14 protein-coding genes are annotated in these 18,449 nt (G+C 64.5%); 11 read left to right on the forward strand and 3 right to left on the reverse strand.

Going from position 1 to position 18,449, the window contains the following annotated elements; translation table 11 throughout:
* Window positions 1-30 precede the first annotated feature (30 nt).
* The 7 genes from ASD14_RS07510 to ASD14_RS07540 are packed head-to-tail and all read left to right on the forward strand — an operon-like array spanning window position 31 to window position 6,697.
* Entirely contained in the window at window positions 31-873 is an 843-nt protein-coding gene (locus ASD14_RS07510) for an ureidoglycolate lyase (protein ID WP_056131169.1), read from the forward strand.
* The gene (locus ASD14_RS07515) at window positions 870-2,210 is read left to right on the forward strand and encodes an L-fuconate dehydratase (RefSeq protein WP_082538799.1); all 1,341 of its coding nucleotides are present in this window, start codon (window positions 870-872) and stop codon (window positions 2,208-2,210) included. Before ASD14_RS07510 ends, ASD14_RS07515 begins: the two co-directional genes overlap by 4 nt.
* A 42-nt stretch (window positions 2,211-2,252) precedes the next feature.
* Window positions 2,253-3,134 (forward strand): amidohydrolase family protein, encoded by an 882-nt coding sequence (locus ASD14_RS07520; protein WP_056131172.1) that lies wholly within the window; start codon window positions 2,253-2,255, stop codon window positions 3,132-3,134.
* On the forward strand, window positions 3,125-3,901 hold the full coding sequence (locus ASD14_RS07525; RefSeq protein ID WP_056131175.1) for an SDR family oxidoreductase: 777 nt from the start codon (window positions 3,125-3,127) through the stop codon (window positions 3,899-3,901). The genes ASD14_RS07520 and ASD14_RS07525 overlap by 10 nt, the downstream gene beginning before the upstream one ends.
* A gap of 49 nt (window positions 3,902-3,950) precedes the next feature.
* Window positions 3,951-4,292 carry an L-rhamnose mutarotase gene (locus ASD14_RS07530; protein WP_056131178.1) on the forward strand — a complete coding sequence of 114 codons (342 nt, stop codon included), beginning with the start codon at window positions 3,951-3,953 and terminating at the stop codon, window positions 4,290-4,292.
* Between the two features lie 25 nt (window positions 4,293-4,317).
* The gene (locus tag ASD14_RS07535) at window positions 4,318-5,547 is read left to right on the forward strand and encodes a sugar MFS transporter (RefSeq protein ID WP_056131180.1); all 1,230 of its coding nucleotides are present in this window, start codon (window positions 4,318-4,320) and stop codon (window positions 5,545-5,547) included.
* A 7-nt stretch (window positions 5,548-5,554) separates the two neighbouring features.
* Window positions 5,555-6,697 carry an alpha-hydroxy acid oxidase gene (locus ASD14_RS07540; RefSeq protein ID WP_056132279.1) on the forward strand — a complete coding sequence of 381 codons (1,143 nt, stop codon included), beginning with the start codon at window positions 5,555-5,557 and terminating at the stop codon, window positions 6,695-6,697.
* Window positions 6,698-6,763: 66 nt separating this feature from the next.
* Here ASD14_RS07540 and ASD14_RS07545 read toward each other — a convergent pair whose 3' ends face one another.
* The gene (locus tag ASD14_RS07545) at window positions 6,764-7,516 is read right to left on the reverse strand and encodes a FadR/GntR family transcriptional regulator (protein WP_056132284.1); all 753 of its coding nucleotides are present in this window, start codon (window positions 7,514-7,516) and stop codon (window positions 6,764-6,766) included.
* A 291-nt stretch (window positions 7,517-7,807) separates the two neighbouring features.
* Here ASD14_RS07545 and ASD14_RS07550 point away from each other — a divergent pair, with 291 nt between their 5' ends.
* From ASD14_RS07550 to ASD14_RS16215, 4 genes are all read left to right on the forward strand, one after another.
* On the forward strand, window positions 7,808-10,123 hold the full coding sequence (locus ASD14_RS07550) for a family 20 glycosylhydrolase (RefSeq protein WP_056131183.1): 2,316 nt from the start codon (window positions 7,808-7,810) through the stop codon (window positions 10,121-10,123).
* Between the two features lie 298 nt (window positions 10,124-10,421).
* The gene (locus ASD14_RS07555; RefSeq protein WP_056131186.1) at window positions 10,422-11,705 is read left to right on the forward strand and encodes an AGE family epimerase/isomerase; all 1,284 of its coding nucleotides are present in this window, start codon (window positions 10,422-10,424) and stop codon (window positions 11,703-11,705) included.
* 149 nt (window positions 11,706-11,854) lie between these two features.
* Entirely contained in the window at window positions 11,855-15,331 is a 3,477-nt protein-coding gene (locus tag ASD14_RS07560; protein WP_056131190.1) for a GH92 family glycosyl hydrolase, read from the forward strand.
* A gap of 184 nt (window positions 15,332-15,515) precedes the next feature.
* Window positions 15,516-15,887, forward strand: a complete 372-nt coding sequence (locus ASD14_RS16215; protein WP_056131194.1) for a response regulator — start codon at window positions 15,516-15,518, stop codon at window positions 15,885-15,887.
* A gap of 9 nt (window positions 15,888-15,896) precedes the next feature.
* Here ASD14_RS16215 and ASD14_RS07570 read toward each other — a convergent pair whose 3' ends face one another.
* Both ASD14_RS07570 and ASD14_RS07575 read right to left on the reverse strand, forming a co-directional pair.
* Window positions 15,897-16,976, reverse strand: a complete 1,080-nt coding sequence (locus tag ASD14_RS07570) for a right-handed parallel beta-helix repeat-containing protein (RefSeq protein ID WP_162247685.1) — start codon at window positions 16,974-16,976, stop codon at window positions 15,897-15,899.
* A 4-nt stretch (window positions 16,977-16,980) separates the two neighbouring features.
* On the reverse strand, window positions 16,981-18,357 hold the full coding sequence (locus ASD14_RS07575; protein WP_056131200.1) for an asparagine synthase-related protein: 1,377 nt from the start codon (window positions 18,355-18,357) through the stop codon (window positions 16,981-16,983).
* Between the last annotated feature and the right edge of the window lie 92 nt (window positions 18,358-18,449).

Consider the following 18,449-nt stretch of genomic DNA (forward strand, 5'->3'; position numbering starts at 1 on the left):
CGACGCGATGAGCAAAGCAAAGGAAACCGCATGAAGCTCTTACGTTTCGGCGAACGCGGAAGCGAACACCCCGGCATGCTCGACAGTCACGGCCGAATCCGCGACCTGTCGGGCGTCATCGACGACATCGTGGGCGATACGCTCACGCCGGAAGGCCTCGCCCGCCTTCGCGCGCTCGATTCCGGGTCGCTGCCGCTCGTCGATGGCGATCCGCGCATCGGCGCGTGCGTCGGCCGCGTCGGCAAATTCATCTGCATCGGTCTGAACTATTCCGACCACGCCGCCGAAACCGGCGCGACCGTGCCCGCGGAGCCTGTCGTCTTCGGCAAGTGGACCAGCGCCATTTGCGGTCCGAACGACGATGTCGAAATTCCCCGCGATTCGCAGAAAACCGACTGGGAAATCGAACTCGGCGTCGTCATTGGCCGCGGCGGCCGCTACATCGAGGAAGCCGATGCGCTGGACCACGTCGCCGGTTACTGCGTCATCAACGATGTGTCCGAGCGCGCGTTCCAGCTCGAAGGCACGGGCACGTGGGACAAGGGTAAGGGTTGCGACACGTTCGGCCCGATCGGCCCGTGGCTGGTCACCGCCGATGAAGTGCCCGACCCGCAGGCGTTGCGCCTGTGGCTCGAAGTCGATGGCCATCGCTACCAGGACGGCAGCACGTCGACGATGGTGTTCGGTGTGCGCTTCCTGGTCAGCTATCTCAGCCGCTTCATGAGCCTGCAACCGGGCGACGTGATTTCCACCGGCACGCCGCCGGGCGTGGGACTGGGACAGAAGCCGCCCGTGTATCTGCAGGCAGGCCAGACGATGCGACTCGGCATCGAAGGCCTGGGCGAACAAGTTCAAAGGACGGTGCAGGCATGAGCACCGCGCCGGATCGCAACGCCGTGCAACCCGATGCCTTGCAGGGCGTCAGCATCACGGACTTGCGCGTCTACGACCTGCGCTTCCCCACGTCGCAACATCTCGACGGCTCCGATGCGATGAACCCGGACCCGGATTACTCCGCGGCGTACGTCGTACTCGAAACGAATCGGGGCGGGCTCGAAGGCCATGGCCTGACCTTCACCATCGGACGCGGCAACGAGATCTGCTGCGCGGCGATCGAAGCGATGCGCCACCTGCTGGTCGGGTGCGACCTTGGCACGATTGCCTCCGACATGGGCGCGTTCTGGCGCCGCATCACGTCCGACAGCCAGTTGCGCTGGATCGGTCCGGACAAGGGCGCGATCCATCTCGCGACCGGTGCCGTCGTCAATGCCGTGTGGGACCTGTGGGCGAAGGCCGTGGGCGAGCCCGTCTGGCGACTCGTCGCGGACATGTCGCCGGAAGAACTCGTCCGCTGCATCGACTTCCGCTACCTCACCGATGCGATCACGCCCGACGAAGCGCTCGCGTTGTTGCGCGAGCGCGCGACAGGCAAGGCCGAACGCATCGCCACGCTCGAACGCGAAGGCTACCCCTGCTACACCACTTCGGCCGGCTGGCTCGGTTATGGCGACGACAAGCTGCGCCGCCTGTGCCAGGAAGCGATCGATGCCGGCTTCAGCCACATCAAGCTGAAGGTCGGTCGCGATCTCGACGACGACATCCGCCGCCTGCGCATCGCGCGCGAAGTGATCGGGCCCGATCGCAAGCTGATGATCGACGCGAACCAGATCTGGGAAGTCGGCCAGGCTATCGAGTGGGTGAACACGCTTGCTTTCGCGAAGCCGTGGTTCATCGAGGAGCCCACGAGCCCGGACGATATCGAAGGCCATCGGCGCATCCGCGAGGCGATAGCACCGGTGCAGGTCGCCACCGGCGAGATGTGCCAGAACCGCATCATGTTCAAGCAGTTCATCACCCGTGGCGCGATCGACGTGGCGCAGATCGATGCGTGCCGCCTCGGCGGAGTGAACGAAATCCTCGCGGTGCTCCTGCTCGCCGCGAAATACAACGTGCCCGTGTGCCCGCATGCCGGCGGCGTCGGCCTGTGCGAATACGTGCAGCACCTGGCGATGATCGACTACGTCTGCATCGCCGGCACGCGCGAGGGGCGGGTGGTCGAGTACGTAGACCACCTGCATGAACACTTCATCGATCCCTGCATCGTCCGCGATGCGGCCTACCTGCCCCCGGAAGCTCCGGGGTTTTCGATCACGATGCACCCCGAATCGATAGCGCGGCACCGGTTCCGGGATGGGAAGATTCCTGCATGAAGCGCACCGCATTTCCGGCACGTCTGGCATGAAAATTCGCTCATGACCCAGCGCATCGACGCCCATCAGCATTTCTGGCGCTACGACGCGGGTGCGTATCCGTGGATGAGCGCCGGCATGGGCGTTTTGAGGCGCAACTGGATGCCCCAGGATTTGCGCCCACTCCTTGACGCACAAGGCATCGATGGCTGCATCGCCGTGCAGGCGCGCACGGATGAAGCCGAGACCGACTTCCTGTTGGAACTCACCCGTTCGCACGATTGGGTCGCTGCCGTCATCGGCTGGGTCGACCTGCGCGCCGAGGATCTGGACGCGCGCCTGGAGCGATGGGCCGCGAGCCCTGCCCTCGCCGGCTTCCGCCATCTACTGCAGGACGATCCGGACGTGTCTGCAACGCTGGCCGATACACATTTCAACCTCGGCGTGAAGCGATTGCAGGCACAAGGACACGTCTATGAAGTGCTGGTTCGCGGCGCGACGCAACTCGCGGAAACCCGCGACTTCTGTGCCCGCCACGACCGGCACTGGCTGGTGCTCGATCATCTCGGCAAGCCGGCGATCGGAGGTAACGAGGATGCGGAATGGCGCAACGCGTTGACGTCGCTCGCGGCGATGCCGCACGTGCTGTGCAAGGTCTCGGGATTGGTGACCGAAGTGGCTTCGCAATCGATCGATGAAGCCGAGGTGCGCCGCTATCTCGACGTCGCGCTCGAACTGTTCGGCCCGAGCCGCCTGCTGTTCGGCTCCGATTGGCCGGTCTGCCTGTTGCGCGCGTCGTACTCCGGAGTCTGCCGGATCATCGAAGACTGGACCGCCGCATTGAGTCCTGACGAACAGTCCCTGGTCTGGGGCGGCAACGCGGTGCGCTGCTATGGTCTGCGCCTCGGCAACAAGACGCCTGCGGAGCCCGCACCATGGACCTGAACCTGCGCGACAAGGTCGTGATCGTCACCGGCGGCGGCGCCGGCATCGGCGGTGCGATCAGCATGGGGCTGGCGCGCGAAGGTGCGATCCCCGTGGTGCTCGGGCGCAGTCCGCTGTCCGCGGATTTCGAGCGCGAGCTCCATGCATTGCAGCCGTATGCGCGCTTCCACCAGTTGCAGCTGGAAGACGAGGCAGCCTGCCGCACTGCGGTGCACGCCACGCTCGCCGAATTCGGCACACTGCATGGCCTGGTCAACAATGCCGGTGTGAATGACGGCGTCGGACTTGAAGCCGGGCGCGCTGCCTTCGTCGCTTCGCTCGAAAAGAACCTGGTCCATTACTACGTGATGGCGCACCTGTGCCTGGATGCGCTGAAGGCATCGCGTGGCGCAATCGTCAATATCTCCTCGAAGACCGCATTGACCGGCCAGGGTGGCACCAGCGGCTATACCGCAGCGAAGGGCGCGCAGTTGTCGCTGACGCGCGAATGGGCTGCGGCGCTGTGCGACGACGGCGTGCGTGTGAATGCGGTGATTCCGGCCGAAGTGATGACGCCGCTGTACGAATCGTGGCTGTCGACCTTCCCCGATCCTGATGAGAAGCTGGCGACGATCACCGGCAAGATTCCGCTGGGCAAGCGCATGACCCGCGCCGACGAGATCGCCGACACCACGGTTTTCCTGCTGTCCGGGCGCGCCAGTCATGTCACCGGGCAATGGCTGTTCGTGGATGGCGGATACACGCATCTGGACCGGGCGCTGACATGAAGAGTCGCGCACTTCGGAACCCGCGCAAGCCGCTGATGAGCAAATAACCATGCGCCACTGTCTTGCACTCGACCTGAAAGACGACCCCGCCCTCATCGAGGAATACGAGGCCCATCACCGCGCGGTCTGGCCAGAGGTGCTGCAGCACCTGCGCGCGCACGGCATCCGCGAACTTGAGATCTTCCGCCTCGGCACGCGCATGGTGATGGTGATGGACACGGACGATGCCGTCTTCGATCCAGCGCGCATGGCCGCCGCCGAACGCGACAACCCGCGCATCCGCGAATGGGAAGCGCTGATGTGGCGCTTCCAGTCGCCCACGCCGTTCACGCCGGAAGGCCGGAAGTGGACGCCGATGCAATCGGTCTTCCGCTTGGGCGACACCGCCTGACGAGCCGAATCACCGAGGAATCCGCATGGCCCTGAACATCAGCAGCCCTACTGTAGTCACCGCGACGCAACCCGCGGGAAACATCCGCCTCGCCTACATCCTGGTGACGAGCCTGTTCTTCATGTGGGGCCTTTCGTACGGCCTGCTCGACGTGCTCAACAAGCATTTCCAGGAAACACTGAACATCACGCGCGCGCGTTCGGGCCTGCTGCAGATGGCGTACTTCGGCGCGTACTTCGTGATGGCGCTGCCTGCTTCGATGCTGATGAACCGCACGAGCTACAAGACCGGCATCCTGCTGGGACTGGCGCTGTTCGCCGCGGGCGCCCTGCTCTTCATCCCTGCAACATCGGCGGCGCAGTTCGAATTCTTTCTGTTCGCATTGTTCGTCATCGCCTGTGGGCTCGCCTGCCTGGAAACCGCCGCGAATCCGTACGTAACCTTCCTCGGTGCACCTGAAACCTCGGAACGCCGACTCAATCTGTCGCAGTCCTTCTTCGGTGTCGGCTCCTTCGTTGGCCCGCTCATCGGTGGCGCCTTGTTCTTCGGCGACAGCGCAACCAGCAGCGGTAGCGTGAAAGGCACTTACGTTGCCATCGCGGGCGTCGTTGCACTGATCGCACTCCTGATTGCACGCACCCCCATGCCGCATATCCGCGAAGAAACGGTTACGGATGCGGGTGCGAATGCAAAGTCGCTGGGCAAGCAGCGCCACCTCCAGCTCGCCGTCGTCGCGCAGTTCTTCTATGTCGCCGCCCAGGTCGGCATCGGCGCCTTCTTCATCAACTATGTAACCGAGCATGCGCAGGGCACGACATCGCAGCAGGCCTCGTTCCTGCTGTCGGTGGCGATGGTGTGCTTCCTCGCTGGCCGCTTCCTCGGCACTGCGCTCATGAGCCGCATCGCACCGGCAACGCTGCTGTGCACGTATGCGGTCATCAATGTCGCGCTCTGCGTGATCGTGATGGCAGGCTGGGGCAAGGTGTCGGTTGCGGCGCTGGTGGCGACGTTCTTCTTCATGTCGATCCAGTTCCCGACCATTTTCGCGCTTGGAGTGAAGAACCTCGGCGTGCATACCAAGCGCGGTGCGTCCTTCATCATCATGGCCATCGCCGGCGGCGCGTTGGTGACGCCGCTGATGGGGCTGGTAGCCGATCGCAGCAGCACTGCCATCTCCTTCCTCATCCCGGCCGCGTGCTTCGTCGTCGTCGCCTGGTACGGCCGGTATGGCTGGCGCGCCGACGCCCGCGGCTGATCCGGGCATGCCAGCGATCACCAACATCGAAGACCTGCGCCAGCTCGCGATGCGTCGCGCTCCGCGCGCCATCTTCGACTACGTCGACCGCGGCTCGTACGACGAAACCACCATCCGCGCCAATCGCGCCGACCTGGATGCGCTGAAGCTGCGGCAGCGCGTGATGATCGACGTCGACAATCGTTCGTTGAAGACGACGATGCTGGGGCAGCCCGTCACGATGCCGGTCGCGCTCGCGCCGACGGGGCTGACCGGCATCATGCATCCGAACGGAGAAATCCTCGCTGCGCACGCTGCGCAGGCGTTCGGCGTGCCGTTCACGCTGAGCACGATGTCGATCTGTTCGATCGAAGCCGTGCGCGCAGCGGTAATGGAACCGTTCTGGTTCCAGTTGTACGTGATGCGCGATCGCGGCTTCGCCGCATCGCTGATCGAGCGTGCGAAGGCCGCGCAATGTCCGGCACTGATGCTGACGGCCGATCTCCAGATCCAGGGCCAGCGTCATCGCGACGTCAAGAACGGACTCACGGTGCCGCCGAGGCTTACGCTCGGCAACCTGCTCGACATCGCGTGCAAACCACGATGGGCGTTCGGCATGCTGCGCACCCCGCACAAGGGCTTCGGCAACCTCACCGATGCGTTGCCCAAGGGCAGCGGCGGGCTGACCACGCTCTCGCAATGGATTGCCAGCCAGTTCGACCCCACGCTGAGCTGGAATGACGTGGCATGGGTGCGCTCGCTATGGCCCGGCAAGCTCATCGTAAAGGGCATCCTCGACGCGGAAGATGCGCGCCTGGCCGTCGATGCGGGCGCCGATGCCGTTGTGGTTTCCAACCACGGCGGCCGCCAGCTCGATGGCGCGCCCTCTTCCATTGCCGCATTGCCTTATGTAGCCGACGCCATCGGCGATCGTTGCGAAGTGTGGCTCGACAGCGGCGTGCGCAGCGGCCAGGACGTGGTCAAGGCAATGGCGCTGGGTGCGCGCGCCACGATGATCGGCAAGGCTTTCCTGTATGGACTGGGCGCCATGGGTGGACGCGGCGTGACCGTTGCACTCGAGCTGATCCGCAAGGAGCTCGATGTCAGCATGGCGCTCACCGGAACGCGCGACGTGCACGACATCGGTCCCCATGTGCTCTGGCGCGGTTGAATGGGTTGCCGAGCGTTGGCCAGTCGTCGGTTGAGTACCGGACGCTATCAACGCGCCCTGGCCGGCCTACGGTCGCGTGCGGGAAAAAATCCGGATGACCGAATCAAGGTGCGCGCGCATCGCCTTGCGCGCGGCTGCCGGATTTCGTGCGCAGATCGCTTCCACGATGGCTTCGTGTTCGCGCTCGGAGCGGCGCGGCATGTCCTTGGTCGTGTAGAGGTTTTGCAGGCGCTGGAACAGCGTGCCGTACTTGTGTCCCAGCAGGTGCCGTATGAGCAGGCCATAGGCCGGGTTGCCGCTGGCATCGGCGATGCGCACGTGCAGCAGCCGGTCGCCCGGGTGCGTCGTGGAACCGTTGCGGTTGTCGTCGATGTTGTGCATGAGGGCTTCGCGGATGCCCGCGAGTTGCTCGTCGCTGGCGTTCTCCGCCGCCAGCGCGGCTGCTTCCGGTTCAACCAGGCGCCGTGCCTGCAGCAGCGAAAACGGCGGCACTTCCGCGTCGAAGTCGGCCGGGCCGGCATCGAGTTCCGGGTCGAGTTCCCACGGCATTTCCAGGTCAGGCGGATTGGCGGAGGCAGCGACAGGAGGCTTGCCCACGACCATCACTCCGTCGCCGACGCGCACCTTCACCAATCCCACCACTTCAAGTGCGATCAGCGCTTCCCGCAGCGACGTGCGGCTGACGCCGAATTGCTGGGAAAGTTCACGCTCGGCCGGCAGGTAGCTGCCCGGCGGGTATTCGCCGCGCTCGATCAGGGTACGCAACTGGTCGGCGATCTGCTGGTACAGCCGGCGATTGTGGATGCTCTGGACGGGCATGGCTTCCATGTGTGGCGCTGCCCCGGCACGCAATTGCCGCGGCTCATCCGCAGTATAGGGTCAGCTCGTTCCAGTGCGGCTGGACCGTTGGCCAATGGCTGCTTGGAAGCCAGCGACAGGCCAGGTTCTGCAGGACGCCGCAGCCGATTACCGCACCGTTCGCCGCGCCCGCTTACAGCAGCCACAACAGCAATCCAGATCCTGGGCGTTGCTTCCACCCCACTTCGTATTTTTCCGGCTGTCGCACGAAGTGATCGCTACTGACCGCTACACAATGCGAGGAACCAATTGATGCAGCATGCAACACGATGGGCCGTGCTGGTGGCGGCGATGATCTTCGCGCCGCCGGCTCTTGCCACTGAAGGGACGGACCAGGCTCTCACCGACGACCTTCTTCCCGTGCCTTCATCGATACAGGCATTGCCGGGCAGGTACGTGCCTGCCTCGTCCATCGTCGTGACCATTTCCGACCCGGGCGATGCGGAACTGCGCGAACTGGCTTCGCAGGCTGCCGGCATCCTGCGCAGTGCGTGGGATGGCAAGGTTGCCGTGGCCATCGCTCCGGCTTCGCGTAAGGCGGCAGCGGTGCGCCTCGAACTGGTGAAGTCCCCCGATGCCAATCCGGAGTCGTATGTCCTGCAGATCGATGCAGGGGGCATCCGCTTGAGCGCTCCAACCACAGCCGGCCTGTTCTACGGATTGCAGACCTTGCGCCAGCTCGTTCCGCCGGGCAGCCGCGAGGCCGGCATTCCCGCGCTGCGCATCGATGACGCACCGCGCTTCGGTTATCGCGGCCTGATGCTGGACGTCGCGCGGCACATGTATCCGCTGGACTTCATCAAGCGCCAGATCGACTTGATGGCGCGCTACAAGTTCAACACCCTGCACTGGCACCTGAGCGACGACCAGGGCTGGCGCCTGGAAATCAAGCGCTTTCCGAAGCTGACGTCGATCTCGGCCTGGCGCCGCGAAACCATGGTGGACCGCCACTTCGATCCCTATGTCGGCGACGGCAAGCGTTATGGCGGCTTCTACACCCAGGCGCAGGCGCGCGAGATCGTCGAATACGCCCGGCAACGCCACATCACCGTCATTCCCGAGATCGACATGCCCGGCCACATGGTCGCCGCGCTGGCGGCGTATCCGGAACTGGGCTGCACGCCGGGCCCGTTCGAAGTGCGCACGACCTGGGGCGTCGCCGACGACATTCTCTGTCCAAGCGAGCAGACGTTCGAATTCGTCACCGGCGTCCTGACGGAAGTGATGGAAGTCTTTCCGTCGCGCTACATCCATCTTGGTGGTGACGAAGCGCCGACCATCCGCTGGGAACAGAGCGCGCTCGCGCAAGAGATCATCCGCCGCGAAAAGCTCAAGGACGAACACGCGCTGCAAGGCTGGTTCCTTCGCCGCGTGGAGCAATTCGTCAATGCAAAGGGGCGCCTAATCATCGGCTGGGACGAGATCCTCGACGGCACGCCGTCGCGCACCGCGACGGTGATGTCGTGGCGCGGCATGTCCGGCGGCATCAAGGCCGCGCAGCTGGGCCACGACGTGGTGATGTCGCCCGTCGATCATGCCTACCTCGATTACTGCGAAGGCAAGCCGCCGCGCGAACCGGACTGCATGGTCGGCTACCTGCCGCTGAAGCAGGTATACGCATTCGAACCGGTACCGCCCTCGCTGACACCCGGGCAGGCGCGGCACATCCTGGGCGGCCAGGGCAACCTGTGGACCGAATACCTCCCGCGCATCGAACAGGCCGAGGCCAAGCTGTGGCCACGCGCGCTCGCCATCGCCGACGTGCTGTGGTCGCCGCGCGCCGCGCGCGACTGGAACGGTTTCCAGCGGCGCATGGGTGCGCAGCTGCCTGCGCTGGATCGGCTGCACGTGGGCTATCGCATTCCGGACGTAGAGGGCCTCGAAGCCGACGTGTTGAGCCTGCAATCGAAGGCGACGTTGTCGCTGTCCACGCCCGTGACGGGCGCGACGATCCGTTACACGATTGACGGCAGCGAGCCGACCGCACAATCGCCGCGATACGCCGGCCCGGTCGAACTTGCGCTGGTTCCGGACGGGACGCAGGTCAATGCCCGCGCGTTCCTCCCCGACGGCCGCGCGAACGTCGTAGCCAGTGCGAATTTCCGCCAGGCGACGCTGCATCCGGCGACAAGGCTCGACGCGCGCAAGCTGCAGCCCGGACTGCAACGCACCTATCACGAAGGCAGTGTGGCCGTGGTTGCCGAATTGGCGAAGCTGCCCGCCGTGGCCAGCGACATCGCTTCAACCGTCGCGATCCCATCGCAGGCACGCGCCGAAGCGTTCGGACTGCGTTTCGCCGGGTACCTGCGCGTGCCGGCCGACGGCGTCTACCGCTTCGCTCTCAACAGCGACGACGGGGCCGTGCTGCGCATCGACGGCGAGATCGTCGTCGAGCGCGACGGGCCGCGTAGCCCGGGCGAGTCGTATGGCAGCACGGCGCTCGCCGCCGGCCTGCACCGGATCGAACTCGACTATTTCCAGGGCGGAGGCGGCCGCGAGTTGAAGCTGAACTATTCGCACGAAAGCAAAGAGCCGGGCGAAGTCCCATCCGACAGGCTATGGCACTGAGAGAGCCAGTTCTCCGGACGTGCTGCAGCGCAGCACGTCGTGCCTCGCACAAGCCATAACGCTGCGAACCTACACGCGCACTGCATCGCGCGCGATGGCCTCCGATGACGGGAACAGCCAAAAAGGCTTTGCAGACGCTTTTAGATCGATTTAAATGGGCCACCAGGATCTGGCGACAGCCATCGCAAGTCGGCCCAGACCGCCGTTGCGGGTAGCCGCCCTCCCTGTCTTGATCGGCGGACGTCCGCCGTTGCACACGGGCTCGCCGCCACCGCGGCACATTGATCACAGGCCGACCATGACCACGACTGCATCGCCCTCCACCCCTGACTTCCGCAGCCCGGACTTCCTGCGCGACCACATCCGCAAGACGATGGCCTTCTACCATCCGCGCTGCATCGACCCTGCGGGCGGCTTCTTCCACTACTTCAAGGACGACGGCAGCGTGTACGACGCCAGCCATCGCCACCTGGTCAGCAGCACGCGCTTCGTCTTCAACTACGCGACGGCGGCGAACGAGTTCGGCGAGGAAGACGCGAAGCTGCGCGAGGAATACATCGAAGCCGCGCGCCACGGCCTGCGCTTCCTGCGCGAGAAGCACCACGACCCGGTGTCCGGCGGCTACTTCTGGACGCTGCGCAATGGCGAACCCGAAGACACGATGCAGCACTGCTACGGTGCGGCGTTCGTCCTGCTCGCCTACTCCATCGCCGTGAGTGCCGGCATCGAGGAGGCGCGCCCGTGGATGGACGAGCACTGGGACCTGCTCGAAACGCATTACTGGGAACCGCAGTTCGGCCTCTACCGCGACGAAGCCACGCGCGAATGGGAGTTCACCGATTACCGCGGCCAGAACGCCAACATGCACATGTGCGAAGCGATGCTCGCCGCGTTCGAAGCCAGTGGCGAGGCGCGCTATCTCGAACGCGCCCTACAACTGGCCGACAACATGACGCGCCGCCAGGCCGCGCAGTGCGACGGACTGGTGTGGGAACACTACGATCGCCTCTGGCAGGTCGACACCGACTACCACCGCGACGACCCGAAGCACCTGTTCCGTCCGTGGGGTTTCCAGCCCGGCCACCAGACCGAATGGGCGAAGCTGCTGCTGATCCTCGATGGCCACCTGCAGGCGGAAGGTTCGCCGGTGGACTGGCTGGTGCCGCGTGCGCGCGAACTCTTCGACCGTGCCGTCGATGCATCGTGGGATAACGAATTCGGCGGCCTGGTGTACGGTTTCGCACCGGAGAGCCTGCGCAAGGACATCAAGGGCCCGTCGCTGCCCGATGGCAGGAATTTCATCTGCGACGACGACAAGTATTTCTGGGTACAGGCCGAATCGCTCGCCACCGCCGCGCGTCTTGCCGCATCGACCGCCGATGCGCGGTACTGGGAATGGTACGAGCGCATCTGGGACTACGCGTGGAAGCACATGGTCGACCACCGGTACGGCGCGTGGTATCGCATTCTCGATCGCCAGAACCACAAGTACGACGACGAGAAGAGTCCTGCCGGCAAGACCGACTACCACACGATGGGCGCATGCCACGACGTGCTGCGTGTTTTGCGCCAGGGTCGTTGAGGAAGATGCGAATCGCTGTCCTGCGCTCTTTGGTGAGCGCAGGAAGCGTGAAGTAATCCGTTGTTGCTCGTCCTGCCGCGAAGGCGGCATCGAGTATCCCTGAAGTCCACAACGCGCTGACCTTCCACGCTGCGCAGACGGAAAATCCAATGGCCATGCTTTCCAAGCCGTCCCACGGTTCCCGCTGGTGGTTCCAGGCCATCACCACCACGGCCATCACTGCGCTATTGGGATGCACCATCACGCAGCCCCGCGTACCGGATGGCACTGCAGCGCCCTTGCCCGGGCTGTTCTGGTCGTCGTTCGAAACAGGCGAGCCCCAACTCGCCGAGACCGCGAGCGCACGCGCCGAAGGAGCGAGCATGGCCGTCCGTGTCGCGGACGGCCCCGACGAAACGTACACGGCCCGGACGCACGTGGGCTTCACCAGCGTGCATTCGCTGGAATATTCCGGTGCGGTGTCCGGCAGCGAGGGTGGATACGCCTTCAACGAACTGTTCGACGTGTCGATCCCGGTCACTGCCGCTACCGAGTTGTCCTATCGCGTCTTCCCGCAATTCATCGATGATGACCTGCGATATCCGAGCACATTCGTTGCCGTCGACCTGCTGTTTACCGACGGTACCCGGCTGTCCGAACTCGGCGCGCGCGACCAGCACGGTTTCGCGCTGTCTCCGCGCGGCCAAGGCGATTCGAAATCGCTCTACACCCAGCAATGGAACCACAAGCAGGCGCGCATCGGTGACGTCGCCGCGGGCAAGGTGGTCGATCGCATCCTGCTCGGCTACCAGGCGCCGTTCGGACGCGCGACTTTCCGCGGCTGGCTGGACGACATCCGCATCGCCGAAGCGCCGGTAGCCACACCGGCAAAGCGGCCCAGCGACCACGTACTGACCACGCGTGGTACGAATTCCAGTGGCGCGTTTTCGCGCGGCAACAACATCCCGGCCACTGCGATGCCGCACGGCTTCAACTTCTGGGCTCCGGCCACCGATGCGGGTTCGCTGAGCTGGTTCTACGAATACGCCAAGCGCGACGATGCGCAGAACCTTCCGCGGCTGCAGGCGCTGACCCTGACGCATGAAACCAGCCCGTGGATGGGCGATCGCCAGACCTTCCAGGTCATGCCATCGATCGCCAGCGGCGTTCCGAGTCCAAATCGCGAAGACCGGGCCGTGCCGTTCCGGCACGAGAACGAGATCGCGCGCCCCCATCATTACCGCGTCGAGCTGGACAACGGCATCGTGGCCGAGATCGCGCCGGCCGACCACGCAGCGATGTTCCGCTTCACCTTCCCGGGCGAGGACGCGAACCTGATCTTCGACAACGCCGACGATCGCGGCAGCCTGACCCTTTCGTCGGAGACCGGCGAGCTCACCGGCTACACCGATACGCGCAGCGGGCTATCCAATGGCGCAGGCCGCATGTTCGTCTACGCGAAATTCGACCGGCCGGTCATCGCCAGCGGCACGCTGGTAGCGACCGATGGCGAGAAAGGCGCGAAGCGGGTCAATGTGCCTGGCTATTTTCGCTTCGACGCGGGCAAACAGCGCAGCGTCGGCATGCGTATCGCGACTTCGCTGATCAGCATCGACCAGGCAAAGCGCAACCTTGCACTGGAAATTGCCGAGCACGACACGTTCGACGAAGTGCGCGAGCGCGCGCAGAACGCATGGGACGAAAAGCTCGGCGTAATCGAAGTCGAGGGCGCCACGCCGGACCAGCTCATCACGCTCTACTCGAATCTCTACCGCCTGTTCCTGTATCCGAACGCGGCACACGAAAACGTCGGCAGCAACGAAGCACCGCGGTGGCGCCATGCCGTGCAATCGACGCCCGGCAAGGACATCCCGGCAGGAACAACGGAAGCGCAAACCGGCGCACCGCTCGCCGATGGCAAGGTCTACGTCAACAACGGTTTCTGGGATACCTACCGCACTGCATGGGCGGCGTATTCGTTGCTCACGCCACGCGATGCCGCGGAGATGGTCAACGGCTTCGTGCAGCACTATCACGACGGCGGATGGGTGCCGCGCTGGTCCTCTCCTGGCTACGCGAACCTGATGACCGGAACCAGTTCGGATGCGTCGTTCGCCGACGCGTACGTCAAGGGCGTGGAGGGAATCGATGCTGCTTCCGTCTATGCCGCAATGATCAGGAACGCCGCGGTCGTGCCGCCGAACGACAACATCGGCCGCAAGGGCATGGACGTCGCGCCATTCATCGGTTACACGCCCGATTCGGTTGGCGAAGGCGTGTCGTGGGCGCTGGAGGGCTACATCAACGATTACGGCATCGCGAACATGCTCGATGCGATGGCGAAGGAGACGAAGCCGATCCTGCCGCGCGAACGGCTGGAAGCCGAGCGCGACTACTACCGCAACCGCGCGCTCGACTATGTGCGCATGTTCGATCCATCCATCGGCTTCTTCCAGGGCCGAAACACGCAAGGCCAGTGGAAGTCCAAGGCGAAGGATTACGACCCGCGCGTCTGGGGCCATGAACACGACTACACCGAAACCAACGGCTGGGGCTTCGCATTCCTCGCACCACACGACGGACAGGGCCTGGCCAATCTGTATGGCGGTCGCGAAGGACTTGCGCGCAAGCTGGATGCCTATTTTTCAACGCCTGAAACCGCCGGATACCCTGGTTCGTACGGCGACGTGATCCACGAAATGGTCGAAGCTCGCGACGTGCGCATGGGCCAGTGGGGCTTCTCCAACCAGGTCGCGCACCACGTGCCGTGGATGTATCTCTACGCCGGCCAGCCGTGGCGCACGCAGAAGATCGTGCGCGAAGTACTCGCGCGAATGTACATCGGATCGGAGATCGGCCAGGGCTATCCGGGCGACGAGGACAACGGCGAGTCGTCGGCATGGTGGATCTTTGCGTCGCTCGGTTTCTATCCCTTGCAGATGGGGAGCGGAAACGTGGTGATCGGATCGCCACTGTTCACCAAAGCCACCGTGCATCTGGAGAACGGACGCAAGCTGGTGATCAGCGCGCCGGGTAACAACGCGGCGACCGTCTACGTTGACGGCGTCACGGTGAACGGCAAGGCCTGGAACAGCATGGCGATTCCGCATCGTGTGCTGGCAGAAGGCGGGCATATCGAATTCGCGATGTTGTCGAAGCCTGGCGCATGGGGCCGCGATGCATCGGCCCTGCCGCCGTCGCTCACCGTGGACGATGCGCTCCCTGCCCCGCTGGTCGACCTTACTGGCCAGGGCCGCGGTTCCGTCTCGGTCAGCGTGACCGGCGCGAAGGGCGGCGAGCTGTTCGACAACACGTCGCGCACGGAACTGGTTTTCCCTGCTTCAAGCCCGATGTGGGTGACCTATGCGTTCGACAAGAAGCCGCGCACGGGCGTGACTCTGTACACACTCACTTCCGGCAGCGTCGGTGGCCATCCGACCGGTTGGACGCTGGAAGGCTCCGATGACGGCAAGCACTGGAAGGTGCTGGATCGCCGCACCGGTGAACGTTTCGAGTGGACCCGATACACGCGGCCGTTCCGGCTGGATGCTCCGGCAAGATATCGCCGGTACCGGCTTGTCGTTACCGGGACCAGCGACGCAAGTCAGTCCTCCCTCGCCGAAATCGAACTGCTTGGCGGTCCGTAGGATGGGCCTGGCACAGCATTGCCATGCAGGAACTCGCACAACTAGTGATGGGAAACCGAGCCCGCCCGAGTGTCCTGCAGAAGCGCCCGATACGCGGCATGTACGGCGGCAATCTCCTGTAAACCCGACCGTGACATCGCGCCGTGCAAACTCGCGCTCATGGTTTCCCCAACGGCGGTTGCAGATGAATTCCCGAATTTCCAGCAACAACGTCCTCATCGTCGAGGACGAAACCCTGCTTGCGCTCATGCTCGAGGACCTTCTGATCGACAGCGGGCACCACGTCGTGCACGCCAGCTCGCTCCCGGAGGCGATGGCGGCGCTTGAACGCGAACCGTTCGATGCGGCAATCCTGGATATCAACATCAATGGGGATGATGTCTTCCCCGTGGCAGCGCGCCTGCGCGAGCTCAATACCCCGTTCGTGTTCGCCTCGGCTACCGATGCCGAACAGATAGGGCCGGAATTCCGCCAGGAAGAGCTGATCGCCAAGCCCTACACCATCGGTCAGCTACAGCAATCATTGAGCCACATGCTGGCGGTCGAGGGCACGTGATCGCCCTGTTCAATCGAACGAATTCGCAAGCACGCGATTGCTGTCCCTGATGTGCTCGGCCACGTTCACATGCGCGCGCGAAGCGCGTTTTGCCGCCGCCGGCAGCTTCAGGCGCGTGTTGTTGCCCCGGAAGCGGTTTGCTTCCACGCGGAAGCCGCGGGTCCGGCCACGCAATGCGACGCCGGCGTTCCGGTTCATCCCGATGGTGTTGTCCGCGATGATCCCGTTGACGGCGTCGACGGTATAGATGCCGGAGCCGTTGTTCTCGATCGTGCATCCGCGGATCGAAACGTTCGAGGAACGGTGATAGGCCTGGATACCGCCGCCGCGATTGCCGCGCAGCACGCAGCGCTCGATCGTGATGTCGTCGGCGGTCCCGGGCGCATCGGGTTCGATGTCGATCCCGTACTCCGGCTTCGTGCCATGCGTGTCGCTGAACTCCGAATCGATGACGCGCACCCGGCGCGAGCGGCCGATCGTCAGCCCTTGCCGGCGGTTGCCGCGGCAACGCACGCTGTCGATGAGGATGTCGCTGGATGGGATGCCCGCCTCTCCCTTGCGTGCGAAGCCGCCCACGGAAATGCCATCGCCCCAGCAATGCGAAATGGTCACGTTGCGCAGGGTGACGTGCGAAGCGCCACGGACCATCACGCCGTGCCCCCACTCGCCTTTCGTACCCAGGTGCGCATAACGCTCCCCCAGGATCGAGCCGCCGGAGATGGCCACATCGGTGACCCTTTCCGCGAGCAACACATAGGCACGCGGCGCTGCATTCGGCTTCGCCATCAGCTCCGCGCCGGGGTCCATCCGCAGATCGACACGGCTGCGCATCCGGACACTGCGCAGCGGATCGATCAGGTAGCGCCCTGCAGGAACGCGGACCACGCCTCCCCCCCTCGCGAGGCTGTCAATCGCCCGCTGGAAGGCAGTGGTATCGTCGATTCGCCCGTTGCCTCGCGCGCCGAAACTGCGGACGTTGGCACTGCGCCTGCCCGCACTGGCCAGTGCGCCAGCGATCGGCTGGCCAAGCAAGGTGAATCCGAGCAGCCCGCGCAACATGCCGCGCCGCTGCTCCCGCGCCGATGACATGCGTTCAATCCCCGCCGCCATGGTGGGCGATCCACGGCATCACCACCGCGAGCAGGTAGAACTTCGAGGCGTGATACTTGTTGTCCAGGCGGCCGCGATTGCGATCCAGCCAGCGCACCGCACCGGGTAGCACGTGACGTACATCGCGCGCCAGCCCGTACACATGATCGAACCGGGTGCGCGCCAGGCCCCGCAGGTCGAACCGGAAACTGCCCTTGCGCGAGACATAGGGAAGTTTCTCGAACCGCGTGGCGATGTGGTCGCGCACCAGCACCTTGTTTGCACGGGTGATCGGATCGACGAGCAGTTCGCGCGGCACCTCGCGGTAGACCCAGTCGCGAAGGTCGCTGTCGCAGAACGGGTACGCCGGCCGCATCGACAACGCACTGCTGCTGAGCAATCCCTTCGCGAATCCCGCCGCGGAGCCCGCCACCGACATCGCGATCGCGAACCATTCGTCGACCGTGTAGGCGGACGCGAGTTCGTCCTGGTACAACTCGAGCCGCTTGCGCGAAAGCACCGAGGCGTCCCGTCCGAACAACTCGTCCACTTCCTCGTCGGTGAAACGCGAACCCGGGAACGTGCGTTCGATGCGTTCCATCTGCAGTGTCGACAGCAGGTAGCACAGCGGGAAGCTGTTCTGTACGAACGGCAACATCGACAGGAAAGCCGGCAGCCTCCATCCACGCGCCAGGCTGGAAAGAACACGATGGGTGCGGTCCACCGACAGTCCGAAGTACGAATCCGAACCCATGCCGTCGATCACGCCATCGCCGCCGGAAATCGAAATCTCCGTGACCAGGTCGATATAGGAAAGCAACGCGAAATCCGCCGTGAGCAGCGGCATGCGCGGAACGATCGCGAGATACCGGTCGTAGGCGCGCGCAGGATCGCAGATCAGCGTTTCGTGGCGAAGCCCCAGCCTGCGCGCAACGTAGCTTGCTGAAGCGACTTCATCCTCTTCCGTTCCGCCCAGGTAGGTGATGCAGGTGGTTTCCGGGCGCACTTCGGATGCCGCGATGGCCAGCGGCGTGGAATCCTTGCCGCCGCTCTGCAGCAACCAGGGCGACCGGATGTCGCTGCATGAGCGTGCCACGGCACCGCACAGGAGCCGGTGGTACTGACCTACCCAGTCGAGATTTTCGTGCCGTGTCCGGCGACTTTTGTTGATGTCGCGGAAGCGGTAGCGGAACTCGGGCTGTTCATGCATGTCCTGCATCGGACTGAAGCCGTAGGTAACGACTTTCACGTCCTCATAGACCGAATGCGGCGGATACACGAAACCGTTGCGCAACAGGTCGGCGACCGACACGCGGTCCAGCGGCCGCGGCAATCCTTCCAGCAATTGCGAAAAATCCGGCCGCCCGTAATAAGGCGACATCGTGATCTGGATTCTCCGGCCGGCGTGCCTCGCGGGCTCGGTTGCTGGCAAGGGCATGGCCGGCGGCTCACCCGGAAATGCCGCTACTCCCG

The organism is Lysobacter sp. Root494, from assembly GCF_001427225.1.
Taxonomy (GTDB): domain Bacteria; phylum Pseudomonadota; class Gammaproteobacteria; order Xanthomonadales; family Xanthomonadaceae; genus Agrilutibacter.

Coding starts and splice junctions, on each gene's coding strand:
- ASD14_RS07570 (WP_162247685.1), bottom strand. CDS start 16,976: ATGTCATCGGCGCGGGAGCAGCGGCGCGGCATGTTGCGCGGGCTGCTC.
- ASD14_RS07540 (WP_056132279.1), top strand. CDS start 5,555: ATGCCAGCGATCACCAACATCGAAGACCTGCGCCAGCTCGCGATGCGT.
- ASD14_RS07575 (WP_056131200.1), bottom strand. CDS start 18,357: ATGTCGCCTTATTACGGGCGGCCGGATTTTTCGCAATTGCTGGAAGGA.
- ASD14_RS07510 (WP_056131169.1), top strand. CDS start 31: ATGAAGCTCTTACGTTTCGGCGAACGCGGAAGCGAACACCCCGGCATG.
- ASD14_RS07545 (WP_056132284.1), bottom strand. CDS start 7,516: ATGCCCGTCCAGAGCATCCACAATCGCCGGCTGTACCAGCAGATCGCC.
- ASD14_RS07525 (WP_056131175.1), top strand. CDS start 3,125: ATGGACCTGAACCTGCGCGACAAGGTCGTGATCGTCACCGGCGGCGGC.
- ASD14_RS07535 (WP_056131180.1), top strand. CDS start 4,318: ATGGCCCTGAACATCAGCAGCCCTACTGTAGTCACCGCGACGCAACCC.
- ASD14_RS07555 (WP_056131186.1), top strand. CDS start 10,422: ATGACCACGACTGCATCGCCCTCCACCCCTGACTTCCGCAGCCCGGAC.
- ASD14_RS07550 (WP_056131183.1), top strand. CDS start 7,808: ATGCAGCATGCAACACGATGGGCCGTGCTGGTGGCGGCGATGATCTTC.
- ASD14_RS07560 (WP_056131190.1), top strand. CDS start 11,855: ATGGCCATGCTTTCCAAGCCGTCCCACGGTTCCCGCTGGTGGTTCCAG.
- ASD14_RS16215 (WP_056131194.1), top strand. CDS start 15,516: ATGAATTCCCGAATTTCCAGCAACAACGTCCTCATCGTCGAGGACGAA.
- ASD14_RS07530 (WP_056131178.1), top strand. CDS start 3,951: ATGCGCCACTGTCTTGCACTCGACCTGAAAGACGACCCCGCCCTCATC.
- ASD14_RS07515 (WP_082538799.1), top strand. CDS start 870: ATGAGCACCGCGCCGGATCGCAACGCCGTGCAACCCGATGCCTTGCAG.
- ASD14_RS07520 (WP_056131172.1), top strand. CDS start 2,253: ATGACCCAGCGCATCGACGCCCATCAGCATTTCTGGCGCTACGACGCG.